This is a genomic window from Streptomyces sp. NPDC002853 (genome assembly GCF_053591915.1).
On record NZ_JBSFUS010000020.1, the window covers coordinates 51,188 to 77,977 of the forward strand.

A 26,790-nucleotide genomic window follows, 5' to 3' on the forward strand; every position below is an offset into this window, starting at 1 on the left:
GGCCCTCCGCGGCCATCGCCCCCAGTTGCCACCGACCGAAAGGCGCACCGTGACCAGCCACGACAACCCCGCCGCACCGACGTTCGGTGTCCACTCCGAGGTCGGCAGGCTGCGCAAGGTCCTGGTCTGCGCGCCCGGTCTCGCGCACCGCAGGCTGACTCCCACCAACGCCGACGACCTGCTCTTCGACGACGTCATGTGGGTGGAGAACGCCCAGCGCGACCACGCCGACTTCGTCATCAAGCTGCAGCAGCGCGGCGTCGAGGTCGTGGAACTGCACGACCTGCTCGCCCAGACCGTGGCGCTTCCCGAGGCCAGGACCTGGCTCCTCGACCGGAAGATCACCGCGAACGAGGTCGGCCCCGGCCTCATCGACGACACCCGCGCCTTCCTGGAGACGCTGGAGCCCCGGCAGCTCGCCGAGTACCTCATCGGCGGCCTGGCCACCGCCGATCTGCCGGACGAGTTCCGCTCCGGATACGCGGCCCTCGTACGGGAATCCACCGGCGTACGCGAATACCTGATGCCGCCGCTGCCCAACACCCTCTACACCCGCGACACCACGTGCTGGCTGTACGGAGGTGTCACGCTCAATCCGCTGTACTGGCCCGCCCGGCACGACGAGACGCTCCTGATGAAGGCCGTCTACCGCTTCCACCCCGACTTCACCGGCGCCACGGTGTGGTGGGGCGACCCCGAACTCGACTGGGGGCAGGCGACGTTCGAGGGCGGCGACATCATGCCCGTGGGCAACGGCGTCGTCCTGATGGGCATGAGCGAGAGGACCTCGCGCCAGGCCATCACGCAGGTCGCGTCCGCGCTCTTCAAGAACGGCGCGGCCGAGCAGGTCATCGTCGCCGGCATGCCCAAGCTGCGGTCCGCGATGCATCTCGACACCGTCTTCACCTTCGCCGACCGCGACATCGTCACGCTCTACCCGAAGATCATGGACGCCGTGCACTCCTTCACGCTGCGCCCCAGCGACAAGGCGGCAGGCGTCGAGATCACGGACGAGGGATCGCGTGCGTTCGTCGACGTGGTCGCCAAGTCGCTCGGCCTGCCCGAGCTGCGCGTCATCGAGACGGGCGGGGACGTCTACGCCTCGGAGCGGCAGCAGTGGGACAGCGGCAACAACGCCGTCGCCCTGGAGCCGGGCGTGGTCTTCACGTACGACCGCAACACCCAGACCAACACGCTGCTGCGCAAGGCAGGGGTCGAGGTCATCACCATCGTCGGCGCCGAACTGGGGCGCGGCCGCGGCGGCGGGCACTGCATGACGTGCCCGCTCGTCCGCGACGCGGTGGACTTCTGAGACGGCCGCCGGGAGGGTTCAGTACCGCTGGGCCTTGACCAGCTTCGCGGAGAGCTTCGGCTCCGGGGGCTCGTGGCTGATCGCGTACCGCTGGGCCCGCTTGCCCGGTTCGAGGTTCTCCGTGCCGATGTAGCGGGTCTCCGCGACCTTGCCCGAGGAGTCGACGAAGTCGACCTGCACGGCGAAGTCGGCCGTCTTGTCCGTCCTGTTGGTGAAGGTCACCACGGAGGCGAGCACCCCGCCGGTCTCGGAACGGGGCTTGCCCGTCATGGAGACGTCGGACATCGCGTTGCCCCGCCCGTCGACGCCCTTCAGGGCGTCCTTGGCGGCCTGGTTGGCCCGTTCCGTGTCGGCGGAGACGGACGCCTCGAACTCGTCCGCGCGCTCGGACGCGGAGGCCTCAGCCTTCGACGCCGAGGCGCGGGCGGACTCGGCGGCCTCCGAGGCCTGCGACTTCAGCGGCGACGCCGTCTTCTTCGAGAAGGAGGACGAGTCCGGAGCCGTCGGCCGTTCGCTGACCGTCCTGCTGCCCTCGGCGGACGGGGCGTCGCTTTCGGTGCTGCACGAGACGAGCGCGGCGGCGGCCGTCACCGTGGCGGCGAGCGTGAGGGCGGCGGACACCGCGGGCCTGCGGTGCGCGGGACGGGTGCGGCGCGTGGGGCGCCGCTTCCCGCGGGGCGGCAGGGGGTTCATGGGCTGCGGTCCTTTCCCTGATGCTGTGCTGGGTGTGGGGCGCGTGGGTCGCGTGGGGATGACGTCAGTACCGCAGGGCGCAGGCGATCCGGCCGCGTCCGGTGAGCGTGCCCTCGGGCACGAAGCGGACCTGCGCGCCGGTGTCCAGGGCCCGCTCGACGATGTCGTCGACCACGTCGTCCACCGCGTCGAAGTCGTCGCCGTCGGCCGGCACGAGATGCCCGCCGTCGTCGCGTACGGTCGCCTGGTAGGTGTCCTCCACGGCGAGGAGGCGGACCCGGTCCGTCGTCACGTTCTGCCAGACCTCGTCGAGACCGGCGGCGTACTGGCGGCGGCCTTGGGCCGCGTCCAACTCCTGCACCACGGAGTCGAGTTCGGTCTTCTCCCGGGTGGTGAGGAAGGGGCGCGCCGCCTGCCACACCGCGTCCGCGGGGCCGTGCGCGAGGCCGCCGTGCGGCACCCGCGTTGCTCCCTTGATGACCGTGCCGACGTCGTCGAGGAGGGAGAGGGCCTGGGTTTCCCCGGCCACGAACAGGGGGCGCGGATGAGCGTGGAGCACAGCGGCCGCGGCATGGTCCGCCTCGCGCAGGAACTTGCGGGTGTGCTCGTCGCGGAAGGTGCTCGGCAGGTCGCCGATCCGCTCCTTGCGCTCGGCGTCGGGATCTTCGAGGCTCCGGGTCAGCGGGAAGCCGTCCGCCGTGTGCTCGACGACCCGCTCCGGGGTGCCGCTCCACAGCGAGACGCGGTCGGCAGAGACGGCGAGGACCCAGTACGGACGCTCGGCGGCCTGCGCCGCGACGACGTTCCGCGTCAGGAAGGTGTCCGAGAGGACCACGCGCGACGGCACGGTCCTGGCCAGCGACCACACCTGGTGCTCGCCGGGGGCGGCGAAGACGGCGAGCCCGTCCTCGGCGTGCACCAGGTCGATCTCGGCCACCGCCCGGTCCAGCTGCGCGGCCACCTCGATCCGCTGCTCCCTGGCCACGGCCGGGTCGGACTTCAGGCGCTCCTTGGCCTCGGCGACCAGATTGCGCAGCCGCACGGGGTCCTGGGCGTTGTCCGGCTCCCTGCGGTGGGTCGGCAGCAGGACCGTGACGGCGGGGTAGGGGCGCGGCCGACGCAGCTCGGCCAGGGCCGCCGGGTTGAGGGAGGGATGCATGGAGTGACCCTTTCGGGGCGGGGCGGTGGATGAGGAGACTCCAAGGAGGGTTTTACGCCCATGAAATGCACCATATGCCGGTTCGCCGACCGTGGCATGTCCCCCGGGGGCAGCGCTTCGGCGGGGGCCCGGTTCACCGCAGCAGGAAGCCGAAGACGTACCCGAGGGCGTTCGTGGCCCAGTGCAGCCCCATGGGGGCGAGCAGGCTCGTGCTGCGGCGGCGCAGTTCGCAGAAGAGGCAGCCCGCCAGGGCGGTGAAGAGGACGGCCCCGGCGTCGACGACGATCACGCCGAGAACCGAGTCCCCGAAGACGCCGCCGAGCGCCGGCTTGGCGTCGGCGAGCCCGAGCGACGGCAGGATGTGCCAGAGGCCGAAGAGTCCCGACGAGATCAAGGTCGCGGCGAGGGGCCCGCGAGCACGCAGGAGCAGACCGAACAGGACACCCCGGAAGGCCACTTCCTCCAGCAGGACCGTGCCGAACGGAACGGTCACGAGCACCCGCAGGGCGACGTCCCCGCCATCCAGGCCGCTCTGCCGCTGGTCCTCGAACAGACCCCGGGTGACCGGCAGCGCGGCCCCCACGGCGTACCCCGCGGCGACGACGCCGATCAGGGCCAGCGCCCACCCCAGACCGCGCAGCAGGGTGCCGCGCGCGAGACCCACGTCGGCCCACCGCCCGCCGGACCAGTACACGATCGCGAGCAGCGCCGCGGTGGCCAGGAGGGAGACGGGGAGGTTCCAGTCCCGCGCCCAGCGGTTGTTCGCGAGGTTGGTGAGGACGAGAACGGCGACGGTGGCGGTGACCGCGGTCGCCGTCGTGACCGGACGCCGCAACAGCCGCGAGGCGGGGCGGGCGTGCATCCGTCCATCGTGCGGGCGCCCGGCCCACGCGGCGACCGGAAGGACGGGCCGCCGGGGGTGTGCGGCCGAGTCGCCGTACGTACGGGAGGGACTCAACCTGAAGGCATGAAAGAGCGCGCGCCCCGCCCGCGCCCGAGTCGCCCGCGCCTGGGTCGCCCGCGCCTGCTGCGGCCCCTCGCCTGGGTCGTCGCGGTGCTGTGCGTGGCGGTCGTGGCCCTCACGGCAACGGCGCGCGGCACGGTCCTCAGCCCCGCCTTCCACCAAGGCGTCCTGAAGGACCAGGACGCCTACGACCGCCTCTACAACGAGGTCCTGGTGGACCCGCAGAGCCTCCCGGTCGCCCGCGACCTGCTGGGGCGGCTGCCGGTCCCCGAAGCGGCGGTGACGTCCAACCTGAAGATCGTGCTTCCCCCGGAGACCTTGCGCGCCATGGCCGACCGGCAGATCGAGGAAGTGACCGGCTATCTGCGCGGCACCCACGAGACGCTTCGGCTCACGGCCGACCTGCGGCCGGTGCTCACCAATGTCGGTGCCCTGGCGCAGACGTACTTCGGTGATCTCGTCGCCTCCGTTCAGCGGAAGCCCGAACCCGACTTCGCCGCCTTCCTCACGGACCTCGACGGTGCCGCGCGGGCCGTGACCACCGGAGTGCCGCCCGCCGGGCTCCCGGCCTTCGAGCTGTCCAGGGAGCAGGCCGTCACCGCCGCCCGCGCGCTGCTCCGGGCGGTGCCCGAACGCAGCCGTGACGCGTTGCGTCCAGAGGTCGAGGTGGCCCTGGAGAGCGGTGACGTGGCCTCGGCGCTCGCCGCCGTCGGACCCGAGGCGGTCTCCGACCGCACCCGCCTGGCCACCGAGCAGCTGCGGGCGACCGCGGGCGGCGACACCTGGGACGTCACCGCCGACCTGGACACCTCGCGGGACGAGCTCGCCCCGCTGCACCGCGCGCGCTCCGTCACGCACCTCGCCACGGGCGTGGTCGAACCGCTCGCCACCCTGCTCGGCGTCGCCGCCCTGGCGTACCTGTGGTTCTCCGGCCCGCGGGCCCCCGCGCGCCGCCTCATGGGCCTCGGCTGGGCCCTGGCCGCGGGTGGGCTCCTGACCTGCCTCACCGTCCTGTGCGCGCGTGCGGTCACCGGCGACGGGGTGATCGATCTGCCCGCGTCCTGGCCGGAGTCCGTGTCGCGGCTCGTCCACGACGTGGGGAACGCGGCCCTGGACGGTGTCGTCGGCACGGCGAACGTGACCGCGTACATCCTGCTCGCGGCGGGCGCGCTGCTCGTCACCGCCGGCTGGATGTGGCAGGCGCGAGGGGCCGTCGCGGTCAGCCCGCGCCGGGTCCAGTTGCTCGCCGCCGGGGTGGCGGGGGCCGCGCTCGGGAGCGTGCTTCTCGCGCCCCTCGCGGTCGGCCGCTCCGAACCGCGGGTCTGTCAGGGCAGCGCACGGCTCTGCGACCGCCCGTACGACGAGATCGCCCAGCTCACCTCGCACAACGCGATGTCCACCACGGCCGACCAGTTCATCGGGCCCCTCCAGGACCCGGGCATCACGGCCCAGCTGAACGGCGGCGTACGCGCCCTGCAGATCGACACCTACACCTGGGAGGGGCCCGAGCAGATCGCCGGACGCCTGGAGGGATCGGACTTCTCGCCGCGCCTGCAGGGGCAGATCATGGCCGCCATCAACAAGTTCAACCCGCCCCGCGAGGGCCTGTGGCTCTGCCACTCGGTGTGCAGGGCCGGGGCGATCGGCCTGGTGCCGACACTGCGCGAGACCGGTGACTGGCTGCGGGCCCATCCCACCGACGTGGTCACGCTGATCGTGCAGGACGCCGTCAGCGCCGAGGAGACGGCGGACGCCTTCGAGGAGGCGGGGCTCACGGACCTCCTCTTCACGCCGGACCCGGACCCGGAAGAGCCGTGGCCCGAACTGGGCGACATGATCGACAGCGGCCGGCGCCTGGTGGTGTTCGCCGAGCGCGCCGACGGGCCGCAGGCCTGGTACCGCAACTTCTACCGGTACGGCATGGAGACCCCGTTCGCCTTCCGCAGCCCCGCGGACATGACCTGCGCCCCGCACCGGGGCGGCTCCGACAAGCGGCTCTTCCTGCTCAACCACTTCATCACCATCGACGGCGGCAGCCGCCTCGACGCGGGCACGGTCAACCGGCGCGACGCGGTGCTCGACCGCGTGCACGACTGCGAGCGGCAGCGGGGCAGGCCGGTGAACTTCGTCGCCGTCGACTACCTGACCGTCGGGGACGCGAAGGGGGCGGTCGACGCACTCAACGCCGAGCGCTAGCGCGCCAGCGCCCGCGCCATCTGCGTACTGTTTGCGAGGTGTGCGTGGAATAGGTGGTTTGGGTGAGCGGGAGGTGGCGGTGAACCCGAGGCGTTCGGCGAAGAGCGAGCCCGGACGTGCGGACGCCTGGCGAAAGGCCGCTCGGAGGGCCCTGCGGCGGGTCGCGGGTCGGATCGGCGCGGTCGCGAGGCGGCCGTACTGGGAGCGGCCCGACCCAGCCCACCTCGTCCGGCGCTGGCCCGACCTCACCGCCGTCTGCTTCGGCACCGTCTTCTTCTGGCTCTCGCTCACGCCGTCCCTGGTGCCCCGCCCCTGGTTCCTGCAGGGCGTCGTGGGCGGCATCACCGCGGCCATCGGCTACGGAATCGGCTCGCTGATCGCCACCCTCTGCCGCGCGCTGTTCCGGTGGCGGCCGGGCGAGAGAACGCGGGCTCACCTCTGGCAGGCGTACTGGGTGATCGGGCTCGTCCTCACCGTCTGGCTGATCACCGAGAGCGACCACTCGCAGCGGCGCCTGCGCGCGCTGCAGGGCCTACCGCCGTCGATGGCCTGGCACACACCGGTCATCATGCTGATCGCCGTGCTGCTCTGGGCACTGTTCCTGCTCCTGGCCCGTGGTGTCCGGCTGGGGGCACGCAGGCTGATCCGCGGGCTGCACCGCTTCGTGCCGCTGCCCGTCGCCATCGGACTCGGCGTCGCGCTGAGCGCGCTGATCGTCACGATCGGGCTGCGCGACGTCGTCTTCAAACGCGGGGTCATCGACCTCGCGGACCGCATCGCGTACGCGACGAACGGCGGCACCAAGGAAGGCATCCGGCGGCCGGAATCGCCACTGGTCTCGGGCGGGCCGGGCTCGCTCCTGCACTGGCGGGACCTCGGATTCCAGGGCCGTAACTTCGCGGGGTCCACGCCGACGAAGCAGCAGATCGGCGCGTACACGGGCAGGCCCGCGAAGGACCCCGTCCGCGTCTACGTCAGCGCGTCGGCGCCGGAGGCCTTCAGCAGCCGGGACCCGTTCGAGGCGAAGGCCCGGCTCGCCGTGCGGGAGCTCGAGCGGACCGGTGCGTTCGAGCGGGACGTGCTGGCGATCGCGGGGACCACGGGGACCGGCTGGGTCAACGCCGACATCAGCGAGCCCCTGGAGTACATGCACGACGGCGACACGGCCATCGTCGCCGTCCAGTACAGCTACCTGCCCAGCTGGGTCTCCTTCCTGGTCGACAAGGAGCGCGCGGCGCAGGCCACGCGGCGGCTGGTGGACGCGGTCCTCGCGAAGTGGTCCGAGCTGCCCGAGAACGACCGGCCCAAGCTCGTCGTGACCGGGGAGAGCCTGGGCGGGTTCGCGATCGAGTCGTCCTTCGACGGCGTGGACGACCTGCTGGCGCGGACGGACGGGGCGCTGCTGGTCGGCACACCCAACTTCGCCCCCATGTCACAGGAGATCCGCGACCACCGGGAGGCCGGAAGCCCGGTCTGGCGGCCGCTGTACGAGGACGGCAGAAACGTGCGGTTCGCCCAGTTCCCCGAGCGGGACCTGAAGCGGCCGGGGCCTCCCGCGGTCTGGGGGCGCCCCCGGGCCGTCTACCTGCAGAACGCCTCGGACCCGGTCGTCTGGTGGTCGCATGCCCTGTTCCTCCACCGCCCGGAGTGGCTCGAGAATCCCCTGGGCCCGGACATCACCCCGGCGATCCGCTGGTTCCCCGCGGTCACCTTCTGGCAGACGTCGGTGGACATGGCGGTGTCCTACGGGGTGGAGGCGCCCCACGGCCACCGCTACGGGGCGGGCCCGGTGGACGGCTGGGCGGCGATCGTCCCCCGCGAGGGCTGGACGGACGCCGACACGGCCCGCCTGCGTCGCCACATCGAGGACAGGGAGTCGCCCTACTGACGAGGACAGGGCGTCGCCCCACTGAGAGACAGGGCGTCACCCTGCTGAGGTGAGTCGCCCTACTGACATGGGGGGAGGGCCCGGAGGGCAGGTCACATGGGATTCATCTCGAATCCATGCCCCCTTTCCCTGGGCCGTACGGATTGTCAGTCCGGCGTGCTCTCATGGATGCATGATCGAAGCGATCGAAGACTTTCTTGTACGTGGCGTCCCCGATGTCGAAGAAGCCCTCCGCAAGGCCGCGGCGGCCGAGGTCATGCCGCGGTTCCGGCAGCTCGCCGAGGGCGATGTCGTCCAGAAGAGCGGGCCGCACGACCTCGTGACGGTGGCCGACCGGCTCGCCGAGGAGCAGCTGACGGAAGCACTCACCACGCTGCTCCCCGGCTCCGTGGTCGTGGGCGAAGAAGCGGTCCACGCGGACCCCGCGCTCTACGAGGCGATAGGCACCGACGCGCCGGTGTGGATCGTCGACCCCGTGGACGGCACGAGGCAGTTCGTGCACGGCGACCCCGGATTCTGCATGCTGATCGCGCTGGCGTGGCGCGGCGAGGTGATCGCCTCCTGGACGTACGCCCCGGCGCTCGACGAGATGGCGGTCGCCCTGCGCGGCAAGGGCGCCTGGCTCGACGGAGAGCGGCTGGTGGCCGGTTCACCCGGGGAGGTCATCGAGGTGGCGACCTCGCACCCGGACTTCACCACGCCCGAGCAGAAGCAAGCGCTGCTGGGCCTGCGCGTGCCGGGCGTCGCCCCGCGGCCCTGCGGCTCGGCCGGGCTCGAGTATCTCGCCATCGCCAGGGGGGAGTTGGACGCGGTCGCCTTCTCCTGGGAGCTCGCCTGGGATCACGCGGCGGGTCTGCTGCTCGTGGCCGAGGCCGGCGGCAGCAATCGGACCGTCTCGGGCGAGCCCTTCCGCATAGCGGGCGGCAACACGCTGCCGTTCACGGCAGGACGGGACGCGGCCACGGTCGACCGGGTGGTGGGGTTGCTGTCGGACGCAGCCTGATCTGCGGGGCGTTGCGCGGCTCGAAGTGGAAGCGCACGGTGGTGACCTCGAACTCCGTGACGGTGCCGGCCTGCGGCCAGTCCTCCGCGCGGAGCGGGAGATGCACCAGGTCCACGAAGCCCATGAGCGGCAGCCCCAGGTCGACGAAGAGCCCGACCACGCCCGGGCCCCACGGCAGGGCCTCGACCGTGCCGGTCAGGCGGGTGCCCTGGGGGAGCGGCCCGCCCGTCTCCGGTGCCGTGGTGTTCCGATGGTGGCGGGCCCGCTGCCACACGGCATCGAACTCCGCCTCGGTGACCGGCTCCCCTCCGTCGAGGGGACTCTGGGCCAGGACGCCGTACCGCGCGCCGTAGAGCTGCGCGGTCAGCAGTCCGAACTTGGCGAGGGTCCAGGCCAGTTCGCCGCGCGAGGCCGCCACGGACGCCGGTGCTGCCGGGCCGGGGAAGGACGCCTGACGTACGACGATCCCGTCCTGCCCTGTCTCGAACCAGTCCTCGGAACCCGCGTCGGCGCGGCGGAACCATGACGTCACCCGTCAGAGGCTACCCGCGCCCACGGCGCTGTCGGTGGTCCGGCCTATCCTGGGCGGCAGAGGCCATCGGCTGACAAAGGAGTCCGAAGGTGCCGTCGATGCTTGATGCCGTCATCGTGGGGGCGGGACCGAACGGTCTGACCGCTGCCGTCGAGCTGGCCCGCCGCGGCTTCTCGGTGGCCGTGTTCGAGGCCAAGGCCACCGTGGGCGGCGGTGCGCGGACCGAGGAGCTGACGCTTCCCGGGTTCCGGCACGACCCCTGTTCCGCGGCGCACCCACTGGGCATCAACTCGCCGGTGTTCCGCACCATGCCCCTGGACCGGTACGGCCTGGAGTGGCTCCAGCCGCAGCTGCCCATGGCGCATCCCTTCACGGACGGCAGCGCGGCCGTGCTTGCCCGCTCCGTCGCCGAGACCGCCGCCTCGTTCGGGGCGCGCGACGCGGGGGCGTACAGACGACTCGTCGAGCCCTTCGTCAACAAGTGGGACGACATCCTGCGGGACTTCATGGCGCTGCCCTCGACGGCCCTGCCCCGCGACCCCGTGACCCTCGCGCGCTTCGGCCTCACCGGCCTGCCGCCCTCCACCTGGCTGATGCGGCGCTTCCGCGACGACCGGGCCCGCGCCCTGTTCTCCGGGCTCGTCGCCCACGTCATGGCGCCGCTCGGCGGAATCGCCACCGGCGCCGTCGGCATGGTCTTCGCGCTGGCCGCGCACGCCCGCGGCTGGCCCGTCGCCCGGGGCGGCTCGCAGTCGATCTCGGACGCGCTCACCGCGTACCTGAAGGACCTCGGCGGCACGGTCCACACGGACTACGAGGTCAAGCGGCTGGACGACCTGCCGCCGGCGCGCGCGTACGTCTTCGACACCTCGCCCACCGCCCTTGCCCGCATCGCGGGCCTGGGGCACAGCTATGAGAACTACCGCTACGGCGCGGGCGTATTCAAGATCGACTACGCCCTCGACGGCCCCGTCCCGTGGACGGCGAAGGAGGCCGGGGCGGCGGGCACCGTGCAGATCGGCGGCAGCAGCGCCGAGATCGGCGCCGCGCTGAACGCCGCGTCGCGCGAGAACCGCGCGCCCGACCCGCCGTTCCTGATCACCGTGCAGCCCAGCGTCGTCGACCCGTCCCGCGCGCCGGCGGGCAAGCAGGTCTTCTGGGCGTACGGCCACGTGCCGAACGGCTGGGACGGCGACCTCACCGACGCCATCGAGCGCCAACTGGAGCGTTTCGCCCCCGGATTCCGCGACCGCGTGCTGGCCCGCGCCACCGCGGGCCCGCCCACGATCGCCGCCCGCAACGCCAACTACGTGGGCGGTGACATCGGCTGCGGCGCCGCCAGCGGCCTCCAACTGCTGCTGCGCCCCAAGCTCTCCCTCTCCCCGTACGGCACCGCGCATCCGGCCGTCTTCATCTGCTCGTCCGCGACGCCCCCGGGACCCGGTGTGCACGGCATGTCGGGGCACAATGCCGCGAAGGCGGTCTGGCGCAGGTTGCGTACGCCCTGACGTGCGCCCCAGGGGTGGCCGCGGTACCGGCCCCTAGAGATCCGCCCACGGTCGATTAGGGGCGCGCGCCGTCCTGTTAGGGGCTGACGCGCTGATCGCCCGCTCATACGCTCGCGTTGTTGCCGTATACGGGGCTTTCGCTTGTGGTGTCGGGTTCCGCAGGGGACACAGAGCCGCGTCGGCTCGCGCTGTCCGGGCGGAGCAGGCCCGGGCCATCCCAACGAAAGGGCGATGACATGACCAGTCGGGTGGCGTTCCTCTTCCCCGGCCAGGGCTCGTACCTGCCGGGCGCCTTCGCCGGCATCGGCGCGGACGCCGACCGCATCTCGGCCCGGGTGGCCGAGATCGACGCCGTCACCGCGGAGTACCAACTCAAGCCGGTGCAGCCGCTGTTGTTCTCGCCGGATGCCCCCACGTCGGGGAAGCTGCTCGAATCCGAGCCGGAGCGCCTCGACGTGGCGATCCTCGCGACCTCCCTGGCCCTCGCGACGCTCCTGGAGGACCGGTACGGGATCACGCCCGACCACGTCATCGGGCACAGCCACGGCGAGGTCGCGGCGCTGGCCGCCGCCGGTGTGCTCACCCCGGCCGACGCCGTCAGGGCGGTCTGCGAACGCTACGCGGCGCTGCGCAAGGCGCCGCCGCCCGCGGGCGGCATGCTGGCGGTGAACACGGACCCCGCAGGGGCCGAGAAGCTGCTTGCCTCGGTGAACGCCGGCACGTCGGCCGTATCGGCGCACAACTCCCCGCACCAGACGGTGATCAGCGGTCCCGACGCGGACCTGATGACGCTGCAGGAAGCGGCACGCGAGGCCCGCATCCGCACCTCCAGGCTGCATGTCCCCGGCCTCTTCCACGTACCCCAACTCGCCGAAGCCGGCGCTCTTTACGCCACGGCGATGCGCGACATACCGATGTCCGCGCCCCGCGAGGGCTTCTTCTATTCCCAGAGCCTCGGCCGACACCTCACCGCCGACGACGACGTCATCGGTCTGTTGGTGTCGGACATGACCGAGCCGGTGCGGTTCGACGAAGCGGTGCGCGCGCTGCACGCCGAGGGCGTCACCACGTTCGTGGAGTGCGGCGCGCTGGACGTCCTCACCCGCATCGTGTCCGGATTCCTGCCCTCCGTGGTCACGGTCGCGCCGCTGCGCGAGGCCATGGTGACCGGTGACCTCTCCGCCCGGCTCGGCCCCCTCGCGACCCCGGACGCCGCGCCATCCGTGGAGCAGAAGCCTTCCGCCCCCGCACCGGACGACGCCGTGGCTCCCGAAGCCGACGCGGAGATCCTGGAGAACGTACGCGCCCTGTGCGCCGAGATGCTGGAGTACCCGGCGGACGTGGTCACCGACGACGCCGACTTCCAGGCCGACCTCGGCGTCGACTCCCTGACGATGACCGAGCTCCTGGACCGCGTGCTCCAGCAGTACGGCCTGGGGGACAGGTTCCACGACGCCAACGCGGAGATCCACGCCACGGTCGCCGAACTGGCCGCGTACGTCACCGGCCTGCGGCGCGAACAGCAGCGGTGAGTCGGTGATGACCTCCACCGGCCCGTATGACGAAGGCCCGTATGGCGAAGGCACGTACGACGAAGTCGCGTACGGCGAAGCGGTCGCGGTCGTGGGGATGGGCATCGCGGTGCCGGGCGCCTGCGACCCGGACGAGTTCTGGAAGCTGCTCTGCGGCGACCTGCCCGTGTTCGAGGAGCCCGCGGACCGCTACCGCCTCGACGACTTCTGGTCCGCGGACCCCGCGGCCGAGGACCGAAGCTACGTACGTACCTCGGGATTCCTGCACGACTTCCGGCCGCACCCCAGGCTCGCGGAGGAGATCGCGAGCGGCGCCTTCTCGGCCGCCGAGCAGCATCCGGTCTGGCTGCGGCACTGCCTGCTCCAGGCAGGCGACACGGTCATCGCACGCGACACCGACCGCTACGCCTACTACGTCGGCGGCAGCACCGTCGTCGGACAGCGCACCGACGAAGCGGTCCTGACCGAGTCCGTCGCCCGGCACACCGCCGGGCACCGGCACCCCGACGACCCCGCACGCCGAGCCGAGGCCGAGGAGCGGCTGCGCGGGCTGCTGGGACGCCACTACGGACACGGGAGCGGACCGCCGCGCGACACCCTGCCCGACCGGGTCGCGCGGGCCGCGGCGGCCGGACTGCTGCCCGGCGACTGCGAGTTCGCCGTGGTCGACACCGCCTGCTCCTCCGCCCTGTACGCGATCGGCCAGGGCATCACGAGCCTGCTGGCCGGGGACAGCGACATCGCGTACTGCGGCGGGGTCTCGGGAGTGACGCCGCGCTACAACGTCGGCTTCGCCAAACTGCGCGGCCTGAGCCGCACCGGGGACGTCCGCGTGTTCGACCAGGCGGCGGACGGCACCCTCTTCACCGACGGCGCGGGCATCGTCGCGCTCAAGCGCCTCGACCGTGCCCGTGCGGACGGCGACCCGGTGCTCGGCGTCCTCCTCGGCTTCGGCGGGTCCTCGGACGGCCGGGGCGCGGCGATCTACGCCCCCAATCCGGTTGGCCAGCGGCGCTGCCTGGACCGCGCCCGGCAGAGCGCGGGAGTGACGTCGGACGCGGTGGACTGGGTGGTCGCGCACGGAACGGGCACGGCCGTCGGCGACGCGGTGGAGGTGCGCACGCTCGCCGAGGTCACCGGCCCCGACGGCGTCTGGTGCGGCTCCAACAAGTCCTTGCTGGGCCACACCGGATGGAGCGCCGGAGTGGTCTCGGTCATCGAGCTCCTGACGGCGCTGCGCCACGGAGCGATCCCCGCACAGCGCCGCTACACCGAGCGCGCGGCACAGCCCGCGGGCGGGACCACGGAACCGGCCGACGACCGCGTGCGCATACCCGTCACCGACATTCCCTGGCCCGAAGGAGGCACGCGCCCCCGCATCGCGGGTGCCTCCTCCTTCGGGTTCGGCGGCACCAACGCCCACCTGCTGGTCGCCGACCGCGCACCCGCGCCCCGGCCCCGGCCCGCCCCGGAACCCGAAGCCGACCCGGTGGTGCTGCTCGCCTGGAGCGCGCACCTGCCCGGGGACCCCGGCCCCGCGGAAGTGGAACAACTGGTGCGCGAGGGCCGCCTCGCGGGGCCGCGTACGTTCGGCGCCGCGTATCCGGCGCCGCCGTTCCAGGACGTACGCCTCCCGCCGCCCACCGTGCGTGCCACCGACCCGAGCCAGCTCATGGCCCTGCGCGCGGCGGCCCTGTTCGTCGCCGAGCACGGCGAGCTGTGGGCCCCGATGCGCGCCACCACCGGCGTCGTCGCGGCCACCACGGGACCGTCGCCGTCCGCGATGGACCACCTCGTGCGCTGCTACGCCACCGAGGTGGACCGGGTCCTCGAAGGCCCCGACCGCACGGCGTTCGCCGACTGCCTCGCCGAGATCAGGTCAAGGACCCAGGCGACCACGAAGGACACACTGCCGGGGATCATGCCCAACGTCATCGCGGCCCGTATCGCCAACCGCCATGACCTGGGCGGCTCCACCATGCTGGTGGACACCGGCGCCACCAGCGGGCTCACCGCCGTGCACACCGCGCTCCGGCAGCTGTCCCGCGGCCTCCTCGACATGGCGCTCGTGCTGGGCGTCAGCCCCACCGGCCGCCCCGAGTTCGCCCGCTTCATGGGGCTCGACCCGCGGCGCGTCGCCGAAGGGGCCTTCCTGCTCGCCCTGAGCCGGGAATCCACCGCCCGCGCCCACGGCCTCACCCCCCTCGCCCGACTCACGTCCACCTGGCCCGCCACGCCCCACACGCCGGCCGACATCACCTGCGGCGCCCCCACAGGTGACACCTTCCTCGCCGCGGACGGCATCCTCGGCGTGCTAAGGGCGCTGCACACCGGCACCGCCGACGGAGCCGAAGCCGCCGTGGGCCCGGCGCCCGGCGAAGCAGGCCCCGTCATCACCCTCGCCCCGACCGCCGACGGCGCGCCCCGCCCGACGACCCGGAAGACAAGGACCAGTCGATGAGTCAACTCCGCGACGCCGCGGCCACGGACGACCCGCAGGCCATCGCGGCCTGCGAGGTCCCGGCCTCCTTCCGGGCCGCCGTCGTCCTCGCATCGGAGCAGAAGGAGATCGCCCGGACACCCGCCGCGGACCGCGACCCCCGCAAGACGGTCCACGTGCAGGAGGTCGCCACCCCGGAGCTCGGGCACGGCGAGGTGCTCGTCGCCGCCATGGCCAGCTCGATCAACTACAACACCGTGTGGTCCGCGCTGTTCGAGCCCGTCCCCACCTTCCGTTTCCTGCGCACGCTCGGCCGCACCTCACCCGAGGCCGCGCGCCACGACCTGCCGTACCACATCCTCGGCTCCGACCTCTCCGGTGTCGTGCTGCGCACCGGACCGGGCGTCCACGAGTGGAAGCCCGGCGACGAGGTCGTCGTGCACTGCCTCCAGCCGGACCTGCAGACCCCCGGCGGACACGACGACGCCCTGCTCGACCCCGGCCAGAAGGTCTGGGGGTACGAGACGAACTTCGGCGGCCTCGCGGAGGTCTCGCTGGTCAAGGCGAACCAGCTGATGCCGAAGCCCGCCCACCTCACCTGGGAGGAGGCCGCCTCGCTGGGGGTGGCGCTCTCCACCGCCTACCGCCAGCTGGTGTCCGACCACGGAGCGGGGATGAAGCAGGGCGAGCGCGTCCTGATCTGGGGCGCGGGCGGCGGTGTCGGCGCCTACGCGACGCAGTTCGCCCTCAACGGCGGTGCCATCCCGATCTGCGTCGTGTCCTCACAGGCCAAGGCCGACCTGTGCCGCGGGATGGGAGCGGAGCTGATCATCGACCGGTCCGCGGGCAACTACACCTTCTGGGACGAGCAGGACCGCCCGCGCCTCGGCGAGTGGAGCCGCTTCCGCAGCGCCATCCGCGGCCTCGCGGGCGACGACCCGGACATCGTCATCGAGCACCCCGGACGGGACACCTTCGGCGTCAGCGTCATGGTGGCCGCCCGTGGCGGAAAGGTGGTCACCTGCGCGTCGACCACCGGCTACCAGCACAGCTACGACAACCGCCATCTGTGGATGCACGTCAAACGCATCATCGGGTCGCACATGGCGAACTACAAGGAAGCCTGGTCCGCCAACGACCTCGTCGCGAGCGGCGCGGTCCATCCGGTGCTCTCGCGGACCTACCCCCTCGAAGGCGCGGGCGACGCCACCTACGACGTGGCGGGCAACACCCACCACGGCAAGGTGGGCGTGCTCTGCCTCGCCGACCGTGAGGGCCGAGGAGTCCGCGACCCCGAGCTCCGCGCCCGGAAACTCGACCGGATCAATCTGTTCCGGCACAATCCGGGAGCACAGCGGGCATGAGCGGTCCCGCACATCATTCCGGCCTGTGGGTGAGGTCGTATCAACAGGCCGGAGACGAAACCGAGAACACGGCCGGAAAACCAGGGGAGAGGCGGCGAGAGAAACAAGCCGTGCGGCTCGTCTGTTTCCCGCACGCGGGTGGCAGCGCGAGCTATTTCTACCCCCTCTCGCGAGCCCTGGCCCCCGCGATCGACGTGCTGGCGGTGCAGTATCCGGGACGGCAGGACCGCTATCGCGAACCCTGTGTCGACGACATCCCCCGGCTTGCCGACCGCATCTACGAGGCGCTGTTGCCGCGCCTGGACCGGCCGTTCGCCTTCTTCGGGCACAGCATGGGCGCGCTCCTCGCCTTCGAGGTGGCGCGCCGCTGCGAGGCCGCCATGACGGCGTGGCCCTCGCGGCTCTTCGTCTCCGGCCGCCGGGCGCCCTCTCGGCACCGTGACGAGCGGGTTCACCTCGCCGACGACGCGGACCTGGTACAGGAGTTGCTCACCGTCGGCGGCACCGATCAGCGCCTCGCGGCGGACCCGGAGCTCCTTGCCACCGTGCTGCCCGCCATACGCAGCGACTACCGCGCGGCCGAGACCTACGCCTTCACGCCAGGCCCGCCGCTGACCTGTCCGATCACCGCGCTCACCGGCGGGAGCGACCCCAAGGCGACCGTGGCGGAGGTGCGCGACTGGCGTGCCCACAGCGCGGGCGGCTTCACGCTGCGGGTCTTTCCCGGCGGACATTTCTTCATCGAGGAATGCCGCGACGACATTGTCGAAATCATCACCGACTCACTGTGCCCCACTTCCCGGTGACCGGTGGCCGGTAACCGCCTTCTAGGTGGCAAGGACCGGGCAATAGGGGCCGGTTAGGGGTTATGGGCCGACCGAGGCGCGCGTTAGCGTCTCCGCATATTCAGGGCACCACCATTTCACGGTTGAAGTACCGCGGTCGGTTCACGTAATCCCTTGATTTCTTTTCCTTGCCCGCATACCGGTCCGTGGTGGAGACCCGCACACGGGACGGGCGCGCCACGGCGCGCGGAAGGAGCAAGGCATGACGGAGACCACCAGGCGCCGGGCGCTCGCCCTCATCGGCACCACGGCGGCAGCGGGCCTGACGGCGGCGGCGTCCGCGCGGGCAGCCGACGGGCCGGAGGCATCCCGGAACTGGGTGACCACCTGGTCGACCGCGATGACGCCGCCCAGCCTCGGCATGGGCACCAACTGGTCCAAGGAGGGCTTCGCCGACCACAGCGTCCGCCAGCTCGCCCGCACCAGCCTCGGCGGCCGGACGCTGCGCGTGCGGCTCTCCCACCACTTCGGCACGCGGCCGATGCGGCTGGCCGGCGCCACCGTGGCGCTCAGCGCGGGCGGCGCCGCGATACGCCCCGGCACCGTGCGCCGGCTGACCTTCGACGGTGCCTCGGCGGTGACGGTGCAGCCCGGCGGCACCCTGGCGAGCGACGCGGTGCACCTGACGGTCGCCGCCCGCGAACGGGTCGCGGTCACCCTGTACTTCAAGGACGCCACCGGGCCCGTCACCTTCCACCCGTGGGCCGGGAGCACCTGCCACCGGGCGGCCGGAGACCACCGCGACGACACGGACGGCACCGCGTTCACCGAGACCACGGGGGCGATGTACTGCCTCGCGGCGATCGACGTCGCCGCTTCCGCCCGGCAGTACACCGTGATGTGCTTCGGCGACTCGCTCACCGACGGATTCGGTTCGGCCATGGACCGCGACGAGCGCTATCCCGACGCCCTCGCCGAACTCCTCGCCGCCCAGGGCACCCCGCACGCCGTGGCCAACACCGGCATCAGCGGCAACCGCCTCCTCAACGACACCTTCTGCCTCGGTGAGAAGGCCACCAAGCGCTTCCGCCGCGACGCGCTGACCCAGCCCGGCGTACGCAGGATCGTCGTGCAGCTGGGCGGCAACGACATCACCGTCCACGGAAACCACCCCTGCCTCGGTGAGACCCCCGAGGTCACCCCGGACGAGCTGATCGCCGGCCACCGTGAACTGCTGCGCCAGGCCGCGGAGTTCAAGCTGCCGGTCATCGGCATCACGAAGCCGCCGTACGGGTCGTCGCCGACGTACCAGGAGCACCACGACAAGATCCGCATGGCGGTCAACGCGTGGATGCTCCAGGAGCGGCGCTACGCCGCCGTGGTCGACTCCGACCGCGTCCTCGCCGACCCCACCGATCCGGTGCGCATGGACCCCCGCCTCGACAGCGGGGACGGAGTGCACCCCAACGGCGCCGGATACCGCGCCATGGCCGCCGCGGTGGCCCCCCACCTCCGGTGACGTACAGGCCCCAGAGGGACAAGAAAGACTCAGAGAGGAGAGGCAACGTTGTTCATACGGGACAGTTCACAGGTCAGAGCCGTCGAGTGGGGCAACGGCACCAGCCGCCGTCTGCTCGTGGAGACGGACGGGATGGGCTTCACCGTGGCCGAGACCACGGTGCGTGCGGGCACCAAGTCCCGGCTGCAGTACCGCCGGCACCTGGAGGCGTGCTACTGCATCGGCGGCCACGGTGAGGTCACATCGGCGGACGGCGCCGTCACCTACCGGCTCGAACCGGGGGTGCTCTACGTACTCGATCAGCACGACGCGCACTTCCTCGTGGCCGACGCCCATGAGGACCTGCATCTGATCAGTGTGTTCAACCCGCCGCTGCGCGGCGACGAGGCACACAGGCTGGACGAGTTCGGCTTCTCGCAGTACTGACCCGTCCGCCGCACCACGCCCGCCCGGTCCCGTTCGAGCTCGCGGAAGAGGATGCACCGTTGATTCAGTGGAATGAGGACCAGAGGGCGCTGCGCGACGCGGCGCTGGGGCTCGGGAAACCCCTGAGCACCGGATATCTCGAACGGGACGCGGACGGCGAGTTCCCCCGCGAACAGTGGCGGCTCCTGGCCGGGTCCGGTCTGCTCGGCCTGCCGGTCGACGGGGCCTGGGGCGGACTCGGCCAGGACCTGACGACCACGATGCACGTCCTGGAGGGCCTGGGGGAGGGGTGCCGTGACACCGGGCTCAGCTTCTCCGCCTGCACTCACCTCATCAGCACCTGCCTGCCCGTCGACCGCTTCGGCTCCGACGCGCTCAAGGAACGTGTCCTGACGGCCGCCGCCGCGGGCGAGCTGATCGGCGCCCACGCCATCTCCGAGCCGGAGGCGGGCTCCGACATGCTCGCCCTGCGCACCCGGGCCGAGCACGACGGCGACGACCTGGTCATCAACGGACACAAGGCGTTCGTCACGAACGGCCCGGTCGCCGACCTGTACGTCGTCTATGTGAAGACCGACCCCGGCGCGGGAGCCTTCGGCATCACGGCAGTCGTCGTGGAACGCGACCGGCCCGGTCTCACCGTCGGCCGACCCATGCGGAAGATGGGGCTGCGCTCCTCGCCGCTCGGCGAGCTGTTCTTCGACGACTGCCGGGTGCCCGCGCACAACATCCTCGGCGACGTCGGCTCCGGCTTCGCCATCTTCGACCACGTGATGAAGTGGGAGGTGCTCTGCTCCTTCGCCGTGAACGTGGGCGAGATGCAGCACCGCCTGGAGCGCACGGTCGACTACGTCAGGAGCCGCCGGCAGTTCGGCCGGCACATCGGCTCCTACCAGTCCGTCGCCCACCGCGTCGTGGAGATGCGCATGGCCGTGGACACCGCCCGGCGCGCCCTGTACGACGCTGCGGTCAAGGTGCAGCGGGACGAGGACGCCACCGTGGACGTCGCTGTCGCCAAGCTCCTCGCCAGCGAGGGCAATCTGTCCTCGGCCGTCAACGCCGTCCAGATCTTCGGCGGCTACGGCTACATGACCGAGTACGGCCTGGAGCACGACGTGCGCAGCGCCATGGCAGGCACCATCTACTCCGGCACCACCGACATCCAGCGCAACAGGATCGCCACCATGATGGGCCTCGAGGAGCCGGCCCCGGACGGGAGCCGACCCCATGCCTGAGCCCCTCACCGTGTCCCAACTGCGGGACCGGCACGACCAGATGATGTCCAAGCTGCCGCGGCCCGACGTGGCCGAGGTCCGTGACCTCACCGTCGCCGGGCGGCCCGCCCGCCTCTACCGGCCGCACGGCGCCCCCGAACCGCAGCCCGCCCTGATCTTCTTCCACGGCGGCGGCTGGGCGCTCGGCGGCATCGACTCGTACGACCCGGTGGTCCGCTCCCTGACCCGCGCCTGCGACGCCGCGTACCTCTCGGTGGCCTACCGGCGCCCGCCCGAGCACCCCCACCCGGCGGCCGTCGACGACGCCGTGGCCGCCGTCGAGTGGATCGTCGGCCATGCCGCCGAACTCGGCCTGGACCCGGGCCGCATCGGCCTGGTGGGAGAGAGCGGCGGCGGCCAGATCGCCCTCGCCGCCGCCCTGCGCATCGCCGCGTCCGGCGGGCCCGCGCTCACCCTGCTGCTGCTCGCCTACCCGGCGGTCGACCTGCGCGCGGAGCCGCCGTCCGGCGCGCTGCCCGCGGATCTGCTGAGGATGATCGAGTTGTACGTCGGCGACGGCGACCGCACGTCCCCGGAGGTGTCGCCGCTGCTCGCCCCCGATCTGAGCGTGCTGCCGCCCACGGTGGTCGCCACGGGCGAGTTCGACTTCCTGCGCGGTCAGATACGGGAGTTCACGGCACGGCTGCGCTCGGCCGGCGTCCCCACCACGCTGGTCGACGGGGACGGACTCGACCACGGGTTCCTGGCCTGGGGCGGTCTGGCACGGCGTCCCGCGGAGGCCATCACCCTGCTCGGCGGCCATGTGCGCCGCGCGCTGGGGTGCACGGCCGCGGCCGACACCGCGCCCTAGTCACGGCGTGGGCGACGAGGACGGCGCGGGGGAGACGGGAAGACCCGCCTCGAGATGGGCCAGGGCCTGGTCGAGGACGGCGGGGCCGTCCATCGACGGGTCCTTGGCCCAGTCGAGCCACACCATCAGGATCACCCCGCAGACCGCTCCGGTGAGGCTGCGCACCTCGGGGTCGTCGGGGGAGCGGTCCGTGTGCTCGGCCATCAGCGAGGCCAGTCTCGGCAGCGTCGACGTGATGTTCGACAGGTTCGCCGCCCACAGCTCCGGGACCGACAGGATGAGCATCTCGCGCTCCATCCGCTCCGCCAGCTCGTCCGACGACTGCCCGGAGAACATCTCCCGCAGGGCGAAACGCAGTGCCCGCGTGGGGCTCAGCTCCGCGGGCTGGGCGTGAAAGGCCCTGGTCAGCAGCGAATAGTCGTCATCGAGCCGGATCAGGTCCTCTTTGGTCGTGAAGTACCGGAAGACCGTGCTCGGCGCGACCTCGGCGGCCTCCGCGATCTGCTCGACCGTCGTGACGCTGTACCCCCGCTCCCGGAACAGGCGCAGAGCCTCCCGCTGGATCGCCGTACGGGTCCTGGCCTTTTTTCGCTCGCGCAGGCCCGAGGGGCGAGGGGAGGGCGGACTGCCCGCGTCGGCTGCTGGCCGACGACCTCCTTTCGACAGCGAGGACATGCGTCACCTCCGGTGCGACTGCGGCGTGGTCCTGTCGGGGCGCGCGCCCCAGGTTTCCGTCATGATAGCCAGCCATCCCCGGCTTGCCCGCTGCCCGGGAAACAGGGCTTTTCCGGTGAACAGCCCTACGGGCGCGACCATTCGGGCACCGATGCGGCGAGCGCCGCGATGGTGGGCCGGTCCAGGAGCGCCTCCACGATCTCCTGGGCGCTGCGGTGCAGCCCGAGCTCCTCGCGCAGCGGCCCCAGCATGCTCACCACATGCAGCGAGTCCCCGCCCAGATCGAAGAAGTTGTCCTCGACGCCGAAGTCCGTGCGTCCCAGGGCCTCGCTCCACAGCTCGAACAACCGCTGCTCGACGGCGTCGCGGGGTGTCACCCGCGTCACCGCGGCGGCCTCCTGCCACGGCAGCGGCAGCGCGCTCCGGTCGACCTTGCCGTTGGAGCTCAGCGGGAGCTGGTCCAGGAGCAGCAGGTGCCGCGGCACCATGTACTCCGGCAGCGACTCCTCCACCCCCCGGCGCAGCAGCTCCACGTCCAGGGCCGGTGTGGCGCCGCCCGGGGCCGCCGCGATCAGTACGTGCATGTAGAGGTCGTCCGGCGCGCCCTCGGCCGGGAGCGAGGTGAATCCGTCGAAGCCGGCGGTCTCGACCTGCTCCCGCCACTGCGCCACCGAGAGCAGCGGAGGACGCTGCTCGTCCGTGGCGCGTTCCTGGGCCAGGCCCTCGATCAGGCCGACCGTGATCAGCGCGGACGGCATGTTGACGGTGCTCTCCAGGAGGACGAGCAGTCCGCCCGGCGAGAGCAGCGCCCGCAGCCGGGTCAGCGTCTGTCCGATGCTCTTGGCGTCGTGCAGCACGTTGGCGGCCAGGATCACGTCCGCGCAGCCGGGGGCGAAGCCCTGCTCGGCGGGGTCCGCGTCGATGTCGAACACGCGGTGCTCGAGGAAAGGGTGCTCGGCCTTGAACCGCTGCTCCGCACGCGACGTGAAGTAGCTGGAGATGTCGGTGAAGCAGTACCGCACCCGGTCAGCGGGCAGCTCGGGCAGGACCCGCTCGGTGGTCCCGCCGGTACCCGCGCCGACCTCCAGGATGCGCACCGGCTCGGCGCCCGGCCAGGCGTCCACGAACGTCCGCAGGGCCTGCGCCACGGTGCGGTTCTGCACCTGCGCCACGGGATTGTCCGCGTACAGGGCCCGCGTCACGCGCCAGTCGCCGTCGGGCATCAGGAACTCCAGGGGGCTCACCTCGCCCCGCAGCATGGCCACTTGGTGCTCGGCACACTGCGCGAAGTACTCGCGCAGCACACCGTGCGGACCGGTGACGTCCATGCCGTCCAGGGTGCGGCGGATCTCCGCGTCCAGGACGTCGGCGTCGAAGGGCCGCTCGCAGCGGTACGCCGTCCCGCCCTCGCCGCTGCCGCCGTCGACGGCCCGCAGCAGGCCGCGCGCCGCGAGCTCGGCCAGCTGGCGCCCGATCAGCTCCCGGTAGACGGGCTTGATGCCGGACGCCAGGATGTCCTCGCAGCGGGCGCTGTCGCCGGCCGAGCGGAAGAACCCGAGCCGGGCCAGGGACCGTGCGATCACCAGGGGGCACAGGGCGTCCGCCGCCGCATGGGTGCGCTCCTCGGTGCGCAACTCCTGTGCTCGTCCGGCCTGTTCGCGCTCCCGGCGTTCTCCGGCCCGCCCGGTGACCTGCCGCAGCAGCTCGCCCTCGTCCGGTGCCCCGGCATCCGCGGCGCCGTCCGCGTCGGGCACCACGTACCCCACGAGCTGGGAGCGGCCCGTGGTGGGGTTGGTGCCGATGCCGACGACCGCCTCGGCCACGCCGTCCTGCCGGGCCAGTGTCGCCTCGATCTCGCCCAGTTCGATGCGGTAGCCGTTCAGCTTGATCTGTGAGTCCTCGCGGCCCAGGAAGTCGATGTCCCCGCCGGGCAGATAACGGCCCAAGTCGCCGGTGCGGTAGATGCGTTCACCGGTCCGGGGGTGGGTGATGAACCGCTCGGCGGTCTTCTCCTCGTCGCCCCAGTAGCCCTTCGCGACGCCGATGCCGCCGATGTAGATCTCTCCGGTGGCCCACACGGGGCACGGTTCGAGCCGCTCGTCGTACACGTGCAGGGTCTGCCGGGCGAGCGGTTTGCCGTACGGGATGCGGGTCCAGTCGTCGGGCACCTCGCCGATGGGGTACGAGACGGACCAGATGGATGCCTCGGTGGCGCCGCCCAGGCTGATCACCCGGGTACGCGGATGATGCGCGCGGATGGTGTCGGGCAGGGCCACCGGGATCCAGTCACCACTCAGGAGCGCGAGCCGCAGCGTCGAACTCTCCTCGGTGAACGACGTGTTGTCGTCCTTGAGGCTGTCGGTCCACGCCTGCATGAGGGCGGGCACCGAGTTCCATACCGTCACCCCGTGGCGCCGCACCAGGTCCGTCCAGTGCGCCGGGTCGTGGGCGTCCTCCGGAGCGGGCAGGACCACGGCGGCACCCGCGGCCAGGGTGCCGAAGACGTCGTACACGGACAGGTCGAAGCTGAGCGAGGACAGGGACAGGACGCGGTCGTCCGGGCCGACGTCGAACCGCTGGTTGATGTCCTGCACGGTGTTGGCCGCACCCCGGTGGTCGATCACCACACCCTTGGGCTGCCCGGTGGAACCCGAGGTGAAGATGGTGTACGCGAGGTCGGTGGGCGCCGGGTCGACGGCGGGCGGGGTGATCGGAGCCGAGCGGACCTCGCTGTCGGCGAAGGTCACCACCTGGACGCCCGCCGGCCAGTCGAGGCGCTCGCGCAGCTCGGGCGTGGTCACCGCGAAGCGCACCGAGCAGCGGTCGTACAGCTGGGCTCGGCGGGCGGCAGGCCACTGCGGGTCGAGCGGCAGATAGGCCGCGCCGGAGCGGGTGATGCCGATGGCCGCGGCGACCTGCTCGCGGCACTTGGGCATCACGACGGCGATCAACTCGTCCGTACGGGCGCCCAGATCGACCAGGCGGTGCGCGAGACGGCGCTCCTGGCCCAGGAGTTCGCCGTAGGTGTAGCGGCCGTCGGCGGCCAGCACGGCGTCGGCGTCCGGCGTCCGCTCGGCCTGCTCCTCCACCAGGGAACACAGGGTTCGCTCGGGGATCGGCGCCTCGGTGTCGTTGGCGGCGAGACGCTCGCTCTCCTGCCACGCGGGAAGGGCGACGGCGGGGCCGGGGTCGTCCCACAGGCCCTCGTCGCTGCCGAGCCGGCCCACCAGATCCTCGTAGGAGGTGAACATGTCGTCGAGGAGGCATGCGGGGAACAGCTCCTCGGCGGCGTCCCAGTTGAGGTGCAGTTCCCCGTGCTCCTCGGTGACCTGATGGTCGAGCCACACCTGCGGGGTCTGACTGACGCCGTTGACGATCTCGCCGAGGAACTTCAGGCCGCCGGTGAGACCGGCGTCCGACGACGCCCCGAGCATGCTGGTGAAGACGACGGGCATCGCCGCGCCCGGCATCCCGCCCTGCCGCCGCGCGCGTTCGCGGAGCACCTGCACCCCGCTGTACGAGAGGTGCTCCAGGTCCTGGATGAGCCGCCGGTGCAGCACACCGGCCCGGGCGGCGAAGGTGTCCCGCGGGTCCGAGTCGGTCGACAGGAGCGTCACCGAGGTGAAGTCCCCCATGACGGCGTCCACTTGCGGGTGCAGCGGCGGGCGGTTGAACAGCGTCAGGTTCAGGGTGTGGCCCGGCTCCTTGGACCAGGTGCGCAGCACGTCGGTGAACGCCGTCACCAGGGCCGCCGACGGCGTGATGCCCCGGCGCCGCGCGGCCTCCTTGATCGCCGTCCACCGCTCCTTGGGCACGACGGAGTGCCGGCGGCGGAACTCCACCGCCCCGCGGCCGGGCCTGCTGGGCAGCATCGGCAGTTCGGGGGCCGGCGGCAGCGTGTCGAGACGCTCCGCCCAGTACCGCTCGGCGCGCGCGTACTCCGCGCCGTCACGGGCCTCCAGCTGCGCCATCACGCAGTCGCGGTAGGAGAGTTCGAGGGGCTCGGGGATCCAGCGGGGGTCCTCGTAGAAGCGGCGCCACTCCTGGAAGAGGAGGTCCATGCTGAAGCCGTCCATGATCAGCATGTCCAGGCTCAGGTGAATCCGCAGCCGCCGGTCGTCCAGGCGGCTCGCGCGGATGTCGAACACCGGCCAGCGGTCCGCCGGGAGCACCTGGTGGCCCATCTCCTCGCGCACGCTCTCCAGGTGCGCCTCCTGCTCGGCCTCGGAGAGCCCGCGCAGATCCGCGACACGGATCTCGTACGGCGGTACCTCGGGCAATACCCGTTGCAGGCCCGAGGGTTCGATGATCGCGCGCAGCATGTCGTGCCGGTCGATGACCTTCCGCAGGGCGCGGGCGAGGCGGTCGACGTCCAGGTCGTCCGTCGCGGTCTCGAGGTAGGCGTGGGTGGCGATGCCGCCCATCTCGATCGCGGGGTTGCGGCCCACCCAGTACGCGTGCTGGATGTCGGTGAGCGGGAACGGTTCGTGCCGCTGCTCGGGCCGGGGCACGATCGCCGCGGCAGGTCCGCCGTGGTCGGCGCGGCCCAGGAGCTCGATCAGCTCTTCACGTGCGGCGCGCAGCCTGTCGCGCAGACCGTCCGTGAGGCTGCCCGCGGGGGCGAGCACGTCGAGCCGGCCGTCGGCCAGGCGGAGCCGTATGCCCCGGCGGTGCAGTTCGGAGAGCAGTTCATGCTCCATGGGTGAAGT

19 protein-coding genes are annotated in these 26,790 nt (G+C 72.1%); 13 read left to right on the forward strand and 6 right to left on the reverse strand.

Features of this window, described 5'->3' with window-relative positions; translation table 11 throughout:
- The first annotated feature begins 49 nt into the window (after positions 1 to 49).
- Entirely contained in the window at positions 50 to 1,312 is a 1,263-nt protein-coding gene (gene arcA, locus ACWD02_RS39860; RefSeq protein WP_451220902.1) for an arginine deiminase, read from the forward strand.
- Between the two features lie 18 nt (positions 1,313 to 1,330).
- Here the strand turns inward: arcA and ACWD02_RS39865 are convergent, their stop codons facing one another.
- The 3 genes from ACWD02_RS39865 to ACWD02_RS39875 all read right to left on the reverse strand — a co-directional run bounded on the left by ACWD02_RS39865 (position 1,331) and on the right by ACWD02_RS39875 (position 4,026).
- Entirely contained in the window at positions 1,331 to 2,005 is a 675-nt protein-coding gene (locus ACWD02_RS39865) for a hypothetical protein (RefSeq protein ID WP_451220905.1), read from the reverse strand.
- Positions 2,006 to 2,069: 64 nt separating this feature from the next.
- Positions 2,070 to 3,164 (reverse strand): baeRF3 domain-containing protein, encoded by a 1,095-nt coding sequence (locus tag ACWD02_RS39870; protein WP_451220908.1) that lies wholly within the window; start codon positions 3,162 to 3,164, stop codon positions 2,070 to 2,072.
- 133 nt (positions 3,165 to 3,297) lie between these two features.
- Entirely contained in the window at positions 3,298 to 4,026 is a 729-nt protein-coding gene (locus ACWD02_RS39875; protein ID WP_451220911.1) for a CPBP family intramembrane glutamic endopeptidase, read from the reverse strand.
- Between the two features lie 105 nt (positions 4,027 to 4,131).
- On the opposite strand from ACWD02_RS39875, the gene ACWD02_RS39880 reads away from it, so the two are divergent.
- The 3 genes from ACWD02_RS39880 (at position 4,132) to ACWD02_RS39890 (ending at position 9,215) form a co-directional block, all read left to right on the forward strand.
- Positions 4,132 to 6,324: a hypothetical protein gene (locus tag ACWD02_RS39880; RefSeq protein ID WP_451220914.1), complete on the forward strand. Its 2,193-nt coding sequence runs from the start codon at positions 4,132 to 4,134 to the stop codon at positions 6,322 to 6,324.
- A gap of 151 nt (positions 6,325 to 6,475) precedes the next feature.
- The gene (locus ACWD02_RS39885) at positions 6,476 to 8,212 is read left to right on the forward strand and encodes an alpha/beta hydrolase (protein ID WP_451220973.1); all 1,737 of its coding nucleotides are present in this window, start codon (positions 6,476 to 6,478) and stop codon (positions 8,210 to 8,212) included.
- Between the two features lie 172 nt (positions 8,213 to 8,384).
- Complete coding sequence (locus ACWD02_RS39890; protein WP_451220917.1) at positions 8,385 to 9,215, forward strand: inositol monophosphatase family protein; 831 nt, start codon at positions 8,385 to 8,387, stop codon at positions 9,213 to 9,215.
- Here the strand turns inward: ACWD02_RS39890 and ACWD02_RS39895 are convergent.
- The gene (locus tag ACWD02_RS39895; RefSeq protein WP_451220920.1) at positions 9,151 to 9,747 is read right to left on the reverse strand and encodes a hypothetical protein; all 597 of its coding nucleotides are present in this window, start codon (positions 9,745 to 9,747) and stop codon (positions 9,151 to 9,153) included. The genes ACWD02_RS39890 and ACWD02_RS39895 overlap by 65 nt on opposite strands.
- Positions 9,748 to 9,845: 98 nt before the next feature.
- Between ACWD02_RS39895 and ACWD02_RS39900 the strand changes: the two genes are divergently transcribed.
- The 9 genes from ACWD02_RS39900 to ACWD02_RS39940 all read left to right on the forward strand — a co-directional run bounded on the left by ACWD02_RS39900 (position 9,846) and on the right by ACWD02_RS39940 (position 21,406).
- Positions 9,846 to 11,255: a phytoene desaturase family protein gene (locus ACWD02_RS39900; protein ID WP_451220923.1), complete on the forward strand. Its 1,410-nt coding sequence runs from the start codon at positions 9,846 to 9,848 to the stop codon at positions 11,253 to 11,255.
- A gap of 236 nt (positions 11,256 to 11,491) precedes the next feature.
- Positions 11,492 to 12,787, forward strand: coding sequence for an acyltransferase domain-containing protein (locus tag ACWD02_RS39905; protein ID WP_451220926.1), 1,296 nt, complete (start codon positions 11,492 to 11,494; stop codon positions 12,785 to 12,787).
- Between the two features lie 7 nt (positions 12,788 to 12,794).
- Entirely contained in the window at positions 12,795 to 15,248 is a 2,454-nt protein-coding gene (locus ACWD02_RS39910) for a beta-ketoacyl synthase N-terminal-like domain-containing protein (protein ID WP_451220929.1), read from the forward strand.
- The gene (ccrA, locus tag ACWD02_RS39915; RefSeq protein WP_451220932.1) at positions 15,245 to 16,591 is read left to right on the forward strand and encodes a crotonyl-CoA carboxylase/reductase; all 1,347 of its coding nucleotides are present in this window, start codon (positions 15,245 to 15,247) and stop codon (positions 16,589 to 16,591) included. Before ACWD02_RS39910 ends, ccrA begins: the two co-directional genes overlap by 4 nt.
- Positions 16,588 to 17,397 (forward strand): thioesterase II family protein, encoded by an 810-nt coding sequence (locus ACWD02_RS39920; protein ID WP_451220935.1) that lies wholly within the window; start codon positions 16,588 to 16,590, stop codon positions 17,395 to 17,397. Before ccrA ends, ACWD02_RS39920 begins: the two co-directional genes overlap by 4 nt.
- Positions 17,398 to 17,638: 241 nt before the next feature.
- Positions 17,639 to 18,895 carry a GDSL-type esterase/lipase family protein gene (locus ACWD02_RS39925; protein ID WP_451220938.1) on the forward strand — a complete coding sequence of 419 codons (1,257 nt, stop codon included), beginning with the start codon at positions 17,639 to 17,641 and terminating at the stop codon, positions 18,893 to 18,895.
- A 48-nt stretch (positions 18,896 to 18,943) separates the two neighbouring features.
- Positions 18,944 to 19,321, forward strand: coding sequence for an ectoine synthase (locus ACWD02_RS39930; RefSeq protein WP_451220941.1), 378 nt, complete (start codon positions 18,944 to 18,946; stop codon positions 19,319 to 19,321).
- A gap of 59 nt (positions 19,322 to 19,380) precedes the next feature.
- Complete coding sequence (locus ACWD02_RS39935; RefSeq protein WP_451220943.1) at positions 19,381 to 20,556, forward strand: acyl-CoA dehydrogenase family protein; 1,176 nt, start codon at positions 19,381 to 19,383, stop codon at positions 20,554 to 20,556.
- The gene (locus tag ACWD02_RS39940; RefSeq protein ID WP_451220946.1) at positions 20,549 to 21,406 is read left to right on the forward strand and encodes an alpha/beta hydrolase; all 858 of its coding nucleotides are present in this window, start codon (positions 20,549 to 20,551) and stop codon (positions 21,404 to 21,406) included. The genes ACWD02_RS39935 and ACWD02_RS39940 overlap by 8 nt, the downstream gene beginning before the upstream one ends.
- Here the strand turns inward: ACWD02_RS39940 and ACWD02_RS39945 are convergent, their stop codons facing one another.
- A complete protein-coding gene (locus ACWD02_RS39945; RefSeq protein WP_451220949.1) occupies positions 21,407 to 22,081 on the reverse strand; it encodes a TetR/AcrR family transcriptional regulator in 675 nt (224 codons plus the stop codon). It lies immediately after the preceding gene.
- A gap of 125 nt (positions 22,082 to 22,206) precedes the next feature.
- On the reverse strand, positions 22,207 to 26,781 hold the full coding sequence (locus tag ACWD02_RS39950; RefSeq protein WP_451220952.1) for an amino acid adenylation domain-containing protein: 4,575 nt from the start codon (positions 26,779 to 26,781) through the stop codon (positions 22,207 to 22,209).
- Between the last annotated feature and the right edge of the window lie 9 nt (positions 26,782 to 26,790).

Excerpts from the sequence above, each read along its gene's own strand:
- ACWD02_RS39865 (WP_451220905.1), bottom strand. The coding sequence starts at position 2,005 with ATGAACCCCCTGCCGCCCCGCGGGAAGCGGCGCCCCACGCGCCGCACC.
- ACWD02_RS39910 (WP_451220929.1), top strand. The coding sequence starts at position 12,795 with ATGACCTCCACCGGCCCGTATGACGAAGGCCCGTATGGCGAAGGCACG.
- ACWD02_RS39950 (WP_451220952.1), bottom strand. The coding sequence starts at position 26,781 with ATGGAGCATGAACTGCTCTCCGAACTGCACCGCCGGGGCATACGGCTC.
- ACWD02_RS39925 (WP_451220938.1), top strand. The coding sequence starts at position 17,639 with ATGACGGAGACCACCAGGCGCCGGGCGCTCGCCCTCATCGGCACCACG.
- ccrA (WP_451220932.1), top strand. The coding sequence starts at position 15,245 with ATGAGTCAACTCCGCGACGCCGCGGCCACGGACGACCCGCAGGCCATC.
- ACWD02_RS39905 (WP_451220926.1), top strand. The coding sequence starts at position 11,492 with ATGACCAGTCGGGTGGCGTTCCTCTTCCCCGGCCAGGGCTCGTACCTG.
- ACWD02_RS39920 (WP_451220935.1), top strand. The coding sequence starts at position 16,588 with ATGAGCGGTCCCGCACATCATTCCGGCCTGTGGGTGAGGTCGTATCAA.
- ACWD02_RS39890 (WP_451220917.1), top strand. The coding sequence starts at position 8,385 with ATGATCGAAGCGATCGAAGACTTTCTTGTACGTGGCGTCCCCGATGTC.
- ACWD02_RS39875 (WP_451220911.1), bottom strand. The coding sequence starts at position 4,026 with ATGCACGCCCGCCCCGCCTCGCGGCTGTTGCGGCGTCCGGTCACGACG.
- ACWD02_RS39945 (WP_451220949.1), bottom strand. The coding sequence starts at position 22,081 with ATGTCCTCGCTGTCGAAAGGAGGTCGTCGGCCAGCAGCCGACGCGGGC.
- ACWD02_RS39880 (WP_451220914.1), top strand. The coding sequence starts at position 4,132 with ATGAAAGAGCGCGCGCCCCGCCCGCGCCCGAGTCGCCCGCGCCTGGGT.
- ACWD02_RS39900 (WP_451220923.1), top strand. The coding sequence starts at position 9,846 with ATGCTTGATGCCGTCATCGTGGGGGCGGGACCGAACGGTCTGACCGCT.
- ACWD02_RS39870 (WP_451220908.1), bottom strand. The coding sequence starts at position 3,164 with ATGCATCCCTCCCTCAACCCGGCGGCCCTGGCCGAGCTGCGTCGGCCG.
- ACWD02_RS39940 (WP_451220946.1), top strand. The coding sequence starts at position 20,549 with ATGCCTGAGCCCCTCACCGTGTCCCAACTGCGGGACCGGCACGACCAG.